The organism is Streptomyces sp. NPDC050423 (assembly GCF_040655445.1).
Classification (GTDB): domain Bacteria; phylum Actinomycetota; class Actinomycetes; order Streptomycetales; family Streptomycetaceae; genus Streptomyces.
On sequence record NZ_JBFAJY010000007.1, the window covers coordinates 63,861 to 77,945 of the forward strand.

Here is a 14,085-nt window from a genome sequence, read left to right on the forward strand (position 1 = left end):
AACTCGTACCGCTGCCACAGCGGCCGCACAGTTCCCACCGACCCCCCCAGAAGGTCCCGCGATGAGAAGCACGACCCCGAGAGCGGCGCTGCGCCGCGCCGCAGGTGGATTCGCCGCCGCCGGTCTGATGGCCGCAGGATCTCTCGGCCTGACCGCTCCGGCGCAGGCCGCCGCCCCCGAATTCACGCTCGGCGGCCCGGCCGAGACCGCGCTGCACCCGTACCCGGCGACCGGTGCTCCGCAGAAGGCGTCCCTCGACTTCACGGTCAACAACCCGTCCGAGGACGAGGAGAACGGCGCCTTCCAGGGCGAGTACACCGTCCGCTTCGACCTCAGCGGGATCGAGGGCGTCGCGGATGTGTCCTTCGACAACGAAGGCGGTGCCGACTGCACCACCACCGGGACGAGCGCCGTCTGCCACGACTGGGGCATCTTCCCGGGCCTGAGCACGCTCGCCGAGCTCGACATCACCGCGGCCAAGGGCAGCGAGGACGGCGACACGGGCGCCATCGAGGTCACCGCGGAAGCGGACGGGGCCACGTTCACCTCGTTCACCGCCCGGGTCGGCATCGGCGGCCCCGACCTGTCGATGGAGCGGCTGCCCTTCAAGACGGAGCTCAAGCCCGGCGACGCCCAGCCGGTGCCCGTCACCTTCACGAACAACGGCACGCGCGCGGCCGACGGCGTGCTGCTCACCCTGCGGTACACCCGCGGCATGGAGTTCACCGAGCGGTACCAGAACTGCGAGTACAGCGAGTCCGACCTGGGCATGGGCAGTCCCGGCGTCTGGACCACCGCCCTGTGCTCCTTCGACGGCAGCTACGAGCCCGGCGTCACCTACACGCTCGCCGAGCCGCCCGCCATCAGGGCCACGAAGCGCGCGTTCTACGACTCGTTCCTCTACCGCATCGAGGAGGACGGCTCGACCGCCCGTGCGGCACAGCGGGCCGGTGCGCGGTACAGCCCCGGCAAGGGCGGCGCCACGCTGGCCCTGCGCAAGGCCCCGGAGGGCCTGACGGCCGACCTCGACCCGAGCGACAACCAGCAGGACGTCGACTTCCGTACCTCCAACAGCGCCGACTTCGTGGCCTACGGTGACCGGGCGAAGGGCGCCGCGGGCGACTCGGTCGAGGTGAAGGTCGGGTTCCGCAACCGGGGACCGGCGTGGATCGGGTACATCCGCTCCGGCGAGGACGTTGCCACCGTCGACGTCACCGTGCCGGAGGGCGCCACGGTCGTCGCCAAGCCCGGCACCTGCCGCGGCGTGACGGCCGACGGGGAGTACCGCGAGGACCAGACCGCGGCCCCGCGCTACTTCTGTTCCACCCCGATGTCCGTTCGCGAGGACGCCGACTTCGCCCTGCCCTTCGAGCTGAAGATCGTCAAGAAGGTCGAGGGGGCGTCCGGCAAGGTCGTGGTCCGCAACACCCACCTCGCGGAGCCGAAGCTGCCCTTCGACCCCGAGCCCGCCAACAACACGGCGTCGCTGGTGCTCAACGCCGACGACTCCGGTTCGGGCGACTCCGGAGCCACCACCGGCGACGGTGACTCGGCATCGGGCGGATCGGCGGCCACCGGCGGTTCCGCCGGGGGCTCGGGCGACTCCGGCGGCAGCGCGTCGGGGAGCTCGGAGGGCACGACCGGCTCGCCCTCGACGGGCACCACAGGCGGTGGCTCCGGCGGCGGCCTCGCCGCCACCGGGTCCGTCGCCCTGACGACCGGCGCCGCGGCCCTGGCCGCCCTGGTCGCGGGCGGTGTCCTCTACACGGTGTCCCGCCGCCGCGCGGCCCGCTGAACCGAACGGTTGCGCCGAACCGGAGCCGGACAGCAGAGAACGGCCGGCCCCGGGCGTCCCCGGAGCCGGCCGTCCTTTCGAGGATCCAGCCCCTCGGGGCGGACCTCCGGGTGACCGGGCTGCTGTCCCCTGCCGACCGGTCACGCACGCCGGTGCGTGGTCCCACGGCGTACATGCAGTACGCCACACGCCCCGGCGGAGCCACGCGTGGTTTCTTCCACAGCCGCCCCTGGCTGGCACGGACACCGGGACCAACGAAGCGGCGCCCGGCCCGGTCACGCGCCGTACGGGTGAGAGTCCGCCCGAACTGGGATACGCCCCTACAGCCCTGCGGCGGTACGGGCTGTCCGGCCCGCGGCGCGTCACACGCGGCCGCGGCACAGCTCCAGCAGCGTCATCGCGAGTGAGGTGCCGGGCTTGCCGAGCGCGTCCCGGTAGTGGCCCAGGATCTCCATCTCCCGGGAGAGGTTCACCCGGCGGCCCCCGGAGGTGATCCGGGCCTCCTGGATGACCGAGGAGACGGCCATCCGTTCCTGGACGAGACCGATGATCCGGTCGTCGAGGGCGTCGATGCGCGACCGGGCGTCGCCGATCAGGGACGCGGCCTCGTCGGTGTGCGCGCCGGTCTCCTCGGCGGCGGTGCGGACTGCGGTGGTGCGGGCGGTGGCGGTCCGGTCGGTTGCGGTGCTGGTCATGGCGGGTCTCCCGGTGGGGTGCGGCTCCCCGGGGCCGACCGGGCCCGGAACGCCAGAACGCCCCGGGCCTGTCGGCCCGGGGCGCCTGGAACGTTGCTTGTCAGTTGCTCAAGCAGCACGACCATGGCAGCCGGCGGGCCGGTTGCCATAGGTAAAGACGAAGGTCGTGTGCTGACGCATGGCAGACAGTATGGACCGGGCGGCGGACGGGAGCCAACGCCCGGCCCGGATGCTGAGACGGTCGTACGCCCGTGCCCCTGGACGGTGCGAGGGCGCCGGCCCCGCGCACCCCGTACCCGGCGCGACGAGCAGCGCCCCCGGCCGCCGGTAGAATCGGGAGGACCGACCCCTCTCCACCGCCGGAAGGCCGCCCCGTGCCAGCAGCACCCCCCGCCGCCCCCGACACCACCACCGACGTGGTCCTCGTTGTCGACTTCGGCGCGCAGTACGCCCAGCTCATCGCCCGCCGCGTCCGTGAGGCCCGGGTCTTCAGCGAGATCGTGCCGTCCACGATGCCGGTGGCCGAGATGCTGGCCAAGAACCCCCGGGCGATCATCCTGTCCGGCGGACCGTCCTCCGTGTACGCCGAGGGCGCGCCCTCGCTCGACCGCGCGCTGTTCGAGGCCGGGGTCCCCGTCTTCGGCATGTGCTACGGCTTCCAGCTGATGGCCACCACCCTCGGCGGCACCGTCGACGACAACGGTGCCCGTGAGTACGGCCGTACCGCGCTCGCCGTCTCCAAGTCCGGCTCGACCCTCTTCGAGGGCACCCCGGCCGAGCAGTCGGTGTGGATGTCGCACGGCGACGCCTGCTCCGCCGCCCCCGAGGGCTTCACCGTCACCGCGTCCACCGACGTCGTGCCGGTCGCCGCCTTCGAGAACGACGAGAAGAAGCTCTACGGCGTCCAGTACCACCCGGAGGTCCTGCACTCCACGCACGGCCAGCAGGTGCTGGAGCACTTCCTGTACCGCGGCGCCGGCATCGAGCCGAACTGGACGACCACCAACGTCGTCGAGGAGCAGATCGCGCTCATCCGCGAGCAGGTCGGCACCAAGCGCGCCATCTGCGGACTGTCCGGCGGGGTCGACTCCGCAGTCGCCGCGGCCCTCGTGCAGAAGGCCATCGGCTCCCAGCTGACCTGTGTGTACGTCGACCACGGTCTGATGCGCAAGGGTGAGACGGAGCAGGTCGAGAAGGACTTCGTGGCCGCGACCGGCGCGAAGCTGAAGGTGGTCGACGCGGAGAAGCGCTTCCTCGACGCCCTGGCCGGCGTGTCCGACCCGGAGCAGAAGCGGAAGATCATCGGCCGCGAGTTCATCCGGGTATTCGAGCAGGCCCAGCTGGAGATCCTCCAGGAGGACGGCCCGGAGGTCGCCTTCCTCGTCCAGGGCACGCTCTACCCGGACGTCGTCGAGTCCGGCGGCGGCACCGGCACCGCCAACATCAAGTCCCACCACAACGTGGGCGGGCTCCCCGACGACATCGAGTTCCAGCTCGTCGAGCCGCTGCGCCAGCTGTTCAAGGACGAGGTCCGGATGGTCGGCCAGGAGCTCGGCCTGCCGGAGGAGATCGTCCAGCGCCAGCCCTTCCCCGGCCCCGGACTCGGCATCCGCATCGTCGGCGAGGTCACCAAGGAGCGGCTCGACCTGCTGCGCGAGGCCGACGCCATCGCCCGCGAGGAGCTGACCGCGGCCGGCCTGGACCGCGACATCTGGCAGTGCCCGGTGGTCCTGCTCGCGGACGTCCGCAGCGTCGGAGTCCAGGGCGACGGCCGCACCTACGGCCACCCGATCGTGCTGCGCCCGGTCTCCTCCGAGGACGCCATGACGGCGGACTGGTCGCGGCTGCCGTACGAGACGCTCGCCAAGATCTCCACCCGCATCACCAACGAGGTCGCCGACGTCAACCGCGTGGTCCTCGACGTGACGAGCAAGCCGCCGGGCACCATCGAGTGGGAGTGATCCCCCTCCCGGTTCCCGCGTTTGATGCCGCCGTCCGTTCCCACGGGCGGCGGCATCGCCGCGTTCCCGCCCCGAATCGATGCACCGTGCCTCTGGTCACCTGCGGCAACCGGCGGTAGCTTCCGGTCCCTACGACTGATCCCGCACGACTGATCCCGTACGTCTGATCCGACACGTCTGATCCGATACGCCTGGGAGCACCGAGGAGCCGTCATGCCCGAGCCCACACCCATACCCGTGGAGCAACTGCACTTCGCGATGCCGCCCGCGCACGCCTCCGCCGGCGACGAGCGCGCGTACCGCAAGGAGCGGCTGGCCGGGGCGCTGCGGCTGTTCGGTGCGTACGGGTACGAGGACGGCGTCTCCGGGCACATCACGGCACGCGACCCGGAATTCCCCGACTGCTTCTGGGTCAACCCCTTCGGCGCCCCCTTCGAGGGGCTGCGCCCGGACGAGCTGATCCTGGTCAACGGGGAGGGCCAGGTCGTCGAGGGCCGCCACCACGTCAACCAGGCGGCGTTCGCCGTCCACGCCCAGGTGCACCGGGCCCGCCCGGACGTCGTCGCCGTCGCGCACACCCACTCCGTGCACGGCCGCGCCCTGGCCTCGCTGGGGGAGCTCATCGAGCCGATCACCCAGGAGTCCTGCGCCTTCTACGAGGACCACGCCCTCTACGACGCGTACACGGGGGTCGTCGTGGACGAGGAGGAGGGGCGCCGGATCGCGGCCGCGCTCGGCGCCCGCAAGGCGGTCATCCTGCGCAACCACGGGCTGCTGACCGTGGGCGACTCGGTGGACGCGGCGGCCTGGTGGTTCCTCACGATGGAGCGGTCCTGCCAGGTGCAGCTGGCCGCACGGGCGGCCGGGAAGCCGGTGCTGATCGAGCACCGGGACGCCGTCACCACCCGGGAACAGCTCGGCAGCGACCTGGTCGCCTGGATCAACTACCAGCCGCAGTGGCAGCGCATCGCTCGAACGTTCTGACGATCCAGGTTGCCCACCGCGCCCCGATGCGGGAGCAGCCCGCCCGGTACGGCACAATTCGCAGCAATCACAGCTGAGTTGGATTGAGCGACAGCTGTACCGGGGCGGGAAAGGGCGGCGTTCTCCGTGGCGTTGGACGAGGCACGACAAGGCACGCACGGCGGTGGCTGTACGTGCGGCGACTGCCCGCACGGAGCGCGCGAGGGACACCGGCGCGCGGTGGCCGCGTTCCTGACCAAGCGGGACGAACTCGCCGCAGGTCAGGGGCTGCCCAGCGGGGTCGCACAGTCCGCCTCCGCGACCCGGCAGTGGGTCTCGGACGAGCTGACCCAGTCGGCGCGCGCCGTCGCCGACCGCGGCCGGGAGGCGGGCGACGCCTGGCTGTACCGGGTGTGGCAGCGCACCCTGGTCATCGTGTGGGGCGCCGTCGCCGTACTCGCGATCACCGAGGCGGCCACCGCGATCGGGGCGGGCTGGACCCACGCCCGCACCGCCGGCCTGGTCGCCGGACTCGTCACCGCCGGGCTGCTGACCACCGCCGCCCACGTCCACCGGGCGCGCGGCGGTCTCCTCGCCCCGCTGATCGGTGAGGACAACCGGCTCTCCACCTCCCGCGCGGTCGCCGCGTCCTGGGTGCTGCTCGCGGTCTTCTCCGTACTCGTCCTCGCGCTCCAGCTGGCGGGCGCCTCCGGCCACGCACAGCGCGACGCGCTGATCGAGGGCCTGGACCTGGCGCGCGGCGCCGGGGTGGTGACCGTGCTGGCGCTGGTGTGCGCCATCGCCGTGGTGGTGCGGCGGGTGGTGAGCGTACGGGTGGTGTCCGGGCGGCTCCAGAAGCTGCGGGCCGACCGGCCGCGCGCCGCCGATCTGCTGACCGACGACTCCGGCCGGGGCGGCTTCACCGATGTGCAGTACGTGCTGGTGAGCACCGTCGCCGTGCTCTTCGCCGCGGTCCGGCTGGCCCGGCGGCCCGAGCAACTGCCCGATCTGCCCTGGGGGCTGGCCCTGCTGGTGGCCGTCTCCGCGGCGGCGTACTTCGCCGGGAAGTACACCGAGTCCGGCCGGCCGGTGGTGCTCTCGGTGGTCAGGGCGCGGGAGGCCGGCGATCTGGACGCCCCGATCCGTACCGGCGACGACATCGAGATCCGCGGCGCGGGATTCGTCCCGCCCGGCGCCGGGGCCCCCGACCGGCTGGCCCGCATGGTCGTCCGGATCGGCCCGGTCCACGTCCACGTCCCGCTGATCCCGGTCGCGGGCGGCTTCGCCAATCCGACCGACACGGTGCTGACCGTGCCGGTGCCGGTGGAGGTGGAGCCGGGGGTGGTCGAGGTGCAGGTGGTCACGGCGGCGGGGACGGAGTCGAACCGGGTCGAGATCGACGTGACCGACTGAGGCCTTCCGGGGCACGGGGCGGATCCGGCCGCATGTGACGTTCCGTCCGGCGACTCCCCGGCTCCCCCTTCCTGCCGCGGGGGAGGCCGTAAGGTCTGGTGACGGGTCGAACGGTCCGGCGAGGGTCGAATGGCTCTGTGGGTGGGACCCGGCGGTCCGCCGCGGGGCTGCGGAAGGCGGGAGAACCATGCACTACGGCATGAACGGGCGAGGTCTGGGCGAGGCCAGGAGCCTGCGGGAGCTGGCGCGGGAGCACGCTCTGCTGCCGCTGCGGATCTTCCTCGGGGTCACCTTCGTCTACGCCGGGCTCGACAAGCTGACCGACAGCGCGTTCTTCCACACCACCGGCAGCGGCTCCATCGGCGAGACCATGAGCGCGGTCCGGGACTCCTCCGCGATCCCGGCCCTCGTCGACCTCGCCCTCAAGAGCCCGTCCGGCTTCGGCCACGCCATCGCGATCGGTGAACTCGCCGTCGGGATCGGCACGCTCCTCGGCCTGTGGACCAGGATCGCCGCGCTCGGCGGTGCGCTGATCTCGCTGAGCCTGTGGCTGACCGTCAGCTGGCAGGCCGGGCCCTACTACCTGGGCAACGACCTGGCCTACCTCATGGCCTGGCTGCCGCTGCTGCTCGGCGGGGCCGCGTCCTTCTCCGTGGACGCCCTTCTCGCGTCGCGGCGGCGCCGGATCCGGTAGGACACCCAGGTGGTCAGGACGGCCAGCCAGAGGCCGCCGGTGAAGACCGCGACGAAGAACGGCCACGGAGCGTGCCAGACACCTGCGGCATCCGCCGCGTAACCGGCCGCCAGGCCCAGCATCACCAGGCCCGCCACGGCCCGTCCGGGCCGGATCTCATGACGCAGCACGGGCGACCTCCACCTGTCCGATGCCGACTTTCAGATCGAGTTCCACGGTGCCGGCCGGCGTGCCGCCCGACGGGGGACGCAGCGTCCGGTGCTCGTTCTCCGAGACCCTGAGGTCCACGTCGCCCTTGCGCCACTCGCCCGGCAAGGTGATGTCACCGAGACCGGCCCGCGCGTTCAACTGCACGGTGACTCCCTTCGGCACCCGCACGACGACCCGGCCGGCACCCACCTCCACCTGGGTCCTGAGGGTGTCGCCCTTCGGCACGGCGACCCGGGTGAGATCCAGATCCGCCACCCCGGAGCCCACTTCGTAACGTGGTTGCACCGCGGAGACCGAGGCGGGCCGCCACTCCTCGCGCATCCAGTGCGCGGTGATTTCGGCGGGGAGCGCGGACGCGCCCGCCAGCAGACCCGCGGTGATCACCGAGAGCAGCACCGTGCCGAAGCCGGTCCGGCCGACGAAGGCACTGACCAGCATCCCGGCCCCGAACACCGCGAGCGCGGCGGCCAGGCCGATCTGCAGACTCCTGCCCAGCGGCTGGGAGTCCCAGTTCGCCTGCGCGCCCACGACGCCCGCCACCACCGCCAGCAGGAAGACGGCCCCGGCGACCGAGGTCGCCTCCGGGTTCCCCCGCGACTGCCTGGGCGCCCGGAACGGGGCATCGGCCGTCGCCCCGCGCGGCCGGGCCGCCCCGGCGTCCATCACCGTGTCCGGGGGACCCCACAGATAGCCGGAGCCCACCGGTCCCGAGGTGCCGTCCTTGACGATCGGGTCCCGCCACCAGGACGGGCTGCCCGGCCGCGGCGGCGCCTTCACCTCGGGCGGCGCGTCCGACACCGCCTGCGCGGCTGCCGGATGCAGCGGGCCCTGCGGATCGGCCGTCCTGCGGTTCTGCGTCCAGACGGAGAAGCCGAGCACCGCCAGGGACAGCATCGCGGCGAACGCCAGCGTGCCGCCGTTGCCCAGCATGGACAGGAACAGGCCGCAGCCGATCAGCGCGAACAGCACCGCGATCAGCGACGCCCCCTCGACCCGGCCCGACAGCAGCCGGCGCGCCTCGTTCTCGTCCTCGCCCTCCAGCGGGACCAGCAGCCACGCGAAGCCGTAGAAGATCAGTCCGATACCGCCGGTCACGGACAGCACACCGAGCACGATCCGGAAGATCACCGGATCGACGTCGCAGTACCGGCCGAGGCCGCCGCACACTCCGGCCACCACCTTCTGCCGCGGGCTGCGCCGCAGCCGCGGGCCGGGCCCGGGGGGCGGTACGACGCCGGGCGGCGCATCCTGGGGAACGGTCATGGCTCCATGGTGACGGGCGCCGGGCCCGTGCGGCACCCGCCCCGACCCTGGCCGAACCCTGAGATCCGCGCCGTCCGACCCTGAAGGGGCCGTTCCGCCGCCCCGGCCCGTTCCCGTTCCGGGCGCCGGCTCTCAGGGTCGAAGTGGGGGCCGACCCTGATGCCACCACCCGCACGCCCGTGTGACGATCGGGTCATGTCAGCCGCCACCGCCCGAGCCGCCAGCTCCCTCAACTCCGACCCGGAGGAGCCACCGCTGCGCAAGCTGTACCGCAGCGCCGACGGGCGGCTGCTCGGCGGCGTCGCACGCGGCCTCGCCGGACACCTCGGACTGCCGGTCGCCTGGGTGCGGTTCGTCTTCCTCGGACTGTTCTTCGCGGACGGCCTCGGCGCGCTCCTGTACGCCGTGTTCTGGATCGTCGTCCCGCTCGGCGTCGGCGGCGTGGACAGCCCGCGCTCCCTCTTCGAGACCGCCCCCGACGGCAGACGCCGGCTCCGCAAGCCCGACCGGGGCCAGGTCTTCGCCCTCGTCGCGCTGTTCATCGGCGCCGTGATCTTCGTCGGCAACGTCGACATGGGCAGCAAGGCCGACCGCTACATCTGGCCGACGCTGCTGATCGGCGCCGGCTCCGTCCTGGTGTGGCGGCAGGCCGACAACGCCCGCCGCGCCCGCTGGATGGAGGTCGGCAGCCGCCGCCGGGTCCTGAACCTGGCCCGCGGGCTCGCCGGAGTCGCCCTGGTCGGCCTCGGCCTCACGGTCTTCCTGGTGGTACGCGGCTCCGCCGCCCAGCTGGGCAACGTCCTCACCGCGGCCATCGCCGTGCTCACCGGCATCGCCCTGCTGGCCGGGCCCTATCTCGTGCGGATGACCCAGGACCTCTCCGAGGAACGCCTGATGCGCATCAGGGCCCAGGAACGGGCCGAGGTCGCCGCCCATGTGCACGACTCCGTCCTGCACACCCTCACCCTGATCCAGCGCAACGCGGAGGACGCGGGCGAGGTGCGCAGACTGGCCCGCGCCCAGGAACGCGAGCTGCGCAACTGGCTCTACAACCCCGAGGGCACCGGCAAGGACGAGGACGACGAACCGGAGACCCTGGCCGAGGCCGTCAAACGCGCCGCCGCCGAGGTCGAGGACAAGCACGGCGTCCCGCTGGAGGTCGTCGTCGTCGGCGACTGCCCGCTCGACGAGAAGCTGACCGCACAGATGCAGGCCGCACGCGAGGCGATGGTCAACGCCGCCAAGTACGGTGGCGAGGGCGGCGCCGTCCAGGTCTACGCGGAGGTCGAGGGCCGCACGGTCTTCGTCTCGGTGCGGGACCGGGGCCCCGGATTCGATCTGGACTCCGTACCGGGGGACAGAATGGGCGTACGAGAATCAATCATCGGCCGGATGCAGCGCAACGGCGGTACCGCCCGGCTGCGTTCGGTGCCCGGCGGGGGCACGGAAGTCGAGCTGGAGATGGAGAGGACGAGCGATGAACGGGACCACTGAGGCGACCGGGGGCCACGAGGGTCCGGAGCGCCGGGTACGAGTCGTGCTCGTGGACGACCACCGGATGTTCCGCACCGGAGTACAGGCCGAGATCGGCCGCACCGAGGAGACCGGCGTCGAGGTCGTCGGCGAGGCCGCCGACGTCGACCAGGCGGTCACCGTCATCACGGCGACCCGCCCCGAGGTCGTCCTCCTGGACGTCCACCTCCCGGGCGGCGGCGGCGTGGAGGTGCTGCGCCGGTGCGCCCCGTTCATGGGCACGGTGGAGAACCCGGTCCGCTTCCTGGCGCTGTCCGTCTCGGACGCCGCCGAGGACGTCATCGGGGTCATCCGCGGCGGCGCCCGCGGCTATGTCACCAAGACCATCACGGGCGCCGACCTGGTCGACTCGGTCTTCCGGGTCCAGGACGGCGACGCGGTGTTCTCGCCCCGGCTGGCCGGCTTCGTCCTCGACGCCTTCGCCTCGACGGACGCGCCGCCGGTCGACGAGGACCTCGACCGGCTGACCCAGCGCGAGCGCGAGGTGCTGCGGCTGATCGCCCGCGGCTACGCCTACAAGGAGATCGCCAAGCAGCTGTTCATCTCGGTGAAGACGGTCGAGTCGCACGTTTCGGCGGTGCTGAGGAAACTCCAGCTGTCCAACCGGCACGAGCTGACGCGCTGGGCGACGGCCCGACGGCTGGTCTGAGCGCCCTGCTGGGTGACCGCGGACCGGCCGCCGGGTCACGGGGCAGAGGTCACCCGGCGGCCTCTCGGCCGGCCGGCCGCTCCGGGCCGAGCGAGATGTTCAGCTTCTCGCCGACCCCGCGGTAGCCGATCCCCGCGTAGATCCGTTCCACATCGGGGCCGCCCGGCTCCAGCCACACCACCCGGCAGCCCTGCGCGAACGCGGTCGCGGTCAGCCGGGCGGAGAGGGCGGCCCCGATGCCGCGGCGGCGGAAGTCCGCGGCCACGGCCAGGCCCACCAGCTCACTGAGCCCGTCGACCGGGACCGAGCAGCCGCCGACGCCCGCCGGGACGCCGTCCACGGTGGCGAGCGCGGCGACCCCGCCGCCCGCCGCCGCGTCGCGCAGCCACGCCGCCTGGCCGCTCTCGGGCTCGCCGGTCCCGCCGTACCCCAGGTGCTGCACGAGGGCGGCGGCGGCGTACTCCGCGTCCGTGGCCGGTTCGGCCGTCACCAGACCGTCCACCGGCTTCGGCGTCAGCAGGTCGCCGGGGGCGCAGGCGAGGATCGGGGCCCGGTTCTCGGCGGTGAACCCGGCGGCGAGCAGCGCGGGTTCGACCGCGGGTGCCCAGGTGGGCAGGTACTCCAGGCGCGGCATCCGGTCCCGCTCGCGGAACGCCGCGACCAGGGCGTCGAGTTCACCGGGTGTCGGTTCGGCGCCCTGGTCGGGGATCGCGTAATTGGCGTACTTCAGCGACCAGTTCACGTTGTGACGCACCGTGAACGGGCCGACCCGGTAGTGGTCCGGGGAGCGGAGGGTGAGCGTACGGGCGTGGGTCTGGACGTCGAAGTCCATCGGCATGTGGTGGGTGTCCCTCGGTCCGGTCGGTCGGATGTCCGCTCGGTCTGCTGTCTGGTGGGCCGGCTGTCGGGTGGGCCGGAGGGACGGGAGCCTATGCCACCCGGGCCGCTCCGGCGAAGGGTATTGCGTCGACCGGCGCGCTGCGGACCGGGGCTCCGGGGGCGCGGGGCGTGGATCTCCCGGGGGCCTACGGCTGCGCGGGAATCCGCGCCCGTGCACGGGCGAGCAGAGCGGCCGGATCCGGGTCCGCCTGAAGGGACTTCAGTATCAGCAGCCACCAGTGGTCAAGCTGCTCCCTCCACTTCCGCCCGCCCGGCAGGTCGTCGGTCAGCGTGCAGAGGCCGAAGAACGCGCACACGAGCGTCACGGCCGCCGCCGACGGATCCACCTCCGGCGCCAGTTCACCCCTCGTGCGGGCCTCGGCGAGCAGCCGGGTGACGGACAGGGCCCAGGCGTCGAACGGCGTGGGCACGGCGGACTCGATGCCGCGGCGCTCCGCCCACAGCCGCGCGCCCGCGCGCGCCACGACGTCCTCGTTGAGGGACTGTGCGACACCGAAGCTGAGGACGATCAGCTTCTCGAACGGGGGCATGTCGGCGGCGGCGTAGGGGGCGGCGAGCTGCGGCCAGGTGGAGAACTGCTCCCGCACCACAGCCAGTGCCAGCTTCTCCTTGCTGGCGTAATGAAAATAGATCGCCCCACTGGTTTTTCCCGAGTGATCGCTTATGTCATTTACGCTCGTTCCCGCATATCCCCGTTCGACAAATAGATGTGCTGCTGACTCCAGCAGTGCTTTTCGGGTTGCGTGGGCCCTGTCCTGCACTTCAGTTCCACCTTCGCTCAAACGTTCTGACGCTGCGACGGGGAATTCAGCCTCCCCTCGGGAGGACTCGGTCGCGGCGCGCGAAGATCTTATTATTTCGCCACGGCGCGCATGCGGGTGAGTGTTCACACAATCTGTCGCCCTGCCGGGAGAAATCGGTCCGCGTGAGCCCGCCGGCTCCGCCCCGAACGACGCCGCGGCGCACTGGAAGTGCGGCTCACCAGGCCCGATGAACGAATCCCGGGCGCCACGACCCCTCCTCCGTCCCGTGCGCGAGCCCAGGACGACCGCGGCCGCGGAATTTTCATGCACTCGAATTGGTGATTGCGGAAATCGGAGGGACGGAAATAACGTAATCGCTACGATGTTTTCGGCACGGGCCGAAAACGGCGATCTACGTCCGGCGCGACGCGCTCAGCGGCGCGCACACGCTCGCAGCAGCCGGCGAAATTTTTTCGGCCCCCCCATTTCTGCGAGTGGACCATCCGAATTCCGGCGCTCACCTGCACCCGTGAACCGAACAGGTCGGCGCAGACTCCGAGAACGGTAGTGACATGACAGCTCGTAACATCCTTTCGTGGTCCCCGTCCGCCATCGTCTTCGACTGCGACGGGACCCTGATGGACACGGAACGACATTGGCAGGAAGCCCGGACCAGCACCTTCCGGGCCTTCGGCCTCAAGCCGCCGGCCGGATTCGCAGGCCGTGCCAAGGGCGTGCACTACACCGAGTGCGGCGCGCTCATGGCCGAGGAGACCGGGAAACCGGATCTCGCGGACGACCTGGCCGACACGCTCCTCACCACCTTCACCGCGCTGGTCGACCAGGACCCCGTCACCATGCCGGGTGCTGCCGCGCTGGTCGGGCTGGCCGCTCGCCACCTCCCTCTCGCGGTGGCGAGCAACTGCCCTCGGGAGATGGTGGAATCGTGCCTCGGCCGGGCCGGTCTCCTCCGCTGCTTCAGACACGTGGTCGTCGCCGGGGAGGGCGTACGGCCGAAGCCGGAACCCGACGTCTACGAACTGGCTGCCCGCCTCTGCGACGTTCCGCCCGAGGAGGCTCTGGCCGTGGAGGACTCGATCACGGGCATGGAATCGGCCCGCCGGGCGGGCCTCCGCGTCATCGGCCTCGGCACCGTCCCGCCGGGTCCGGAGGCCGAGCAGGCCGATCTGTGGGTCGCCAGCCTCGCCGACCGTGAGCTGGTGAGGTGGGCCCGTAGCCGGATCGGCGAGTAGGCCCGGCCTGATC

The 14,085-nt window shown here is 72.2% G+C and carries 12 protein-coding genes; 8 read left to right on the plus strand and 4 right to left on the minus strand.

The window, feature by feature from the left end; all coding sequences use genetic code 11:
* Window positions 1-61: 61 nt before the first annotated feature.
* On the plus strand, window positions 62-1,795 hold the full coding sequence (locus AB0I52_RS07830; RefSeq protein ID WP_363069992.1) for a peptidase: 1,734 nt from the start codon (window positions 62-64) through the stop codon (window positions 1,793-1,795).
* Window positions 1,796-2,157: 362 nt separating this feature from the next.
* Here AB0I52_RS07830 and AB0I52_RS07835 read toward each other — a convergent pair whose 3' ends face one another.
* Window positions 2,158-2,490, minus strand: coding sequence for a chorismate mutase (locus AB0I52_RS07835; protein ID WP_363069994.1), 333 nt, complete (start codon window positions 2,488-2,490; stop codon window positions 2,158-2,160).
* 374 nt (window positions 2,491-2,864) lie between these two features.
* Between AB0I52_RS07835 and guaA the strand changes: the two genes are divergently transcribed.
* The 4 genes from guaA to AB0I52_RS07855 all read left to right on the plus strand — a co-directional run bounded on the left by guaA (window position 2,865) and on the right by AB0I52_RS07855 (window position 7,521).
* Window positions 2,865-4,451, plus strand: coding sequence for a glutamine-hydrolyzing GMP synthase (guaA, locus tag AB0I52_RS07840; RefSeq protein ID WP_363069996.1), 1,587 nt, complete (start codon window positions 2,865-2,867; stop codon window positions 4,449-4,451).
* Window positions 4,452-4,664: 213 nt separating this feature from the next.
* Window positions 4,665-5,435, plus strand: a complete 771-nt coding sequence (locus tag AB0I52_RS07845) for a class II aldolase/adducin family protein (RefSeq protein WP_363069998.1) — start codon at window positions 4,665-4,667, stop codon at window positions 5,433-5,435.
* A gap of 126 nt (window positions 5,436-5,561) precedes the next feature.
* Window positions 5,562-6,827, plus strand: a complete 1,266-nt coding sequence (locus AB0I52_RS07850; RefSeq protein ID WP_363070000.1) for a hypothetical protein — start codon at window positions 5,562-5,564, stop codon at window positions 6,825-6,827.
* A 187-nt stretch (window positions 6,828-7,014) separates the two neighbouring features.
* Window positions 7,015-7,521, plus strand: a complete 507-nt coding sequence (locus AB0I52_RS07855) for a DoxX family protein (protein ID WP_363070002.1) — start codon at window positions 7,015-7,017, stop codon at window positions 7,519-7,521.
* Window positions 7,522-7,677: 156 nt separating this feature from the next.
* Here the strand turns inward: AB0I52_RS07855 and AB0I52_RS07860 are convergent, their stop codons facing one another.
* On the minus strand, window positions 7,678-8,994 hold the full coding sequence (locus AB0I52_RS07860; protein ID WP_363070004.1) for a PspC domain-containing protein: 1,317 nt from the start codon (window positions 8,992-8,994) through the stop codon (window positions 7,678-7,680).
* A 195-nt stretch (window positions 8,995-9,189) separates the two neighbouring features.
* On the opposite strand from AB0I52_RS07860, the gene AB0I52_RS07865 reads away from it, so the two are divergent.
* Window positions 9,190-10,488: a PspC domain-containing protein gene (locus AB0I52_RS07865; protein WP_363070006.1), complete on the plus strand. Its 1,299-nt coding sequence runs from the start codon at window positions 9,190-9,192 to the stop codon at window positions 10,486-10,488.
* Complete coding sequence (locus AB0I52_RS07870; protein ID WP_363070008.1) at window positions 10,472-11,176, plus strand: response regulator transcription factor; 705 nt, start codon at window positions 10,472-10,474, stop codon at window positions 11,174-11,176. The genes AB0I52_RS07865 and AB0I52_RS07870 overlap by 17 nt, the downstream gene beginning before the upstream one ends.
* 49 nt (window positions 11,177-11,225) lie before the next feature.
* Here AB0I52_RS07870 and AB0I52_RS07875 read toward each other — a convergent pair whose 3' ends face one another.
* Entirely contained in the window at window positions 11,226-12,014 is a 789-nt protein-coding gene (locus AB0I52_RS07875; RefSeq protein WP_363070010.1) for a GNAT family N-acetyltransferase, read from the minus strand.
* A gap of 187 nt (window positions 12,015-12,201) precedes the next feature.
* On the minus strand, window positions 12,202-12,837 hold the full coding sequence (locus tag AB0I52_RS07880; RefSeq protein WP_363070012.1) for a ScbR family autoregulator-binding transcription factor: 636 nt from the start codon (window positions 12,835-12,837) through the stop codon (window positions 12,202-12,204).
* A 554-nt stretch (window positions 12,838-13,391) separates the two neighbouring features.
* Here AB0I52_RS07880 and AB0I52_RS07885 point away from each other — a divergent pair.
* The gene (locus AB0I52_RS07885; RefSeq protein ID WP_363070014.1) at window positions 13,392-14,072 is read left to right on the plus strand and encodes an HAD family phosphatase; all 681 of its coding nucleotides are present in this window, start codon (window positions 13,392-13,394) and stop codon (window positions 14,070-14,072) included.
* The last annotated feature ends 13 nt before the right edge of the window (window positions 14,073-14,085 follow it).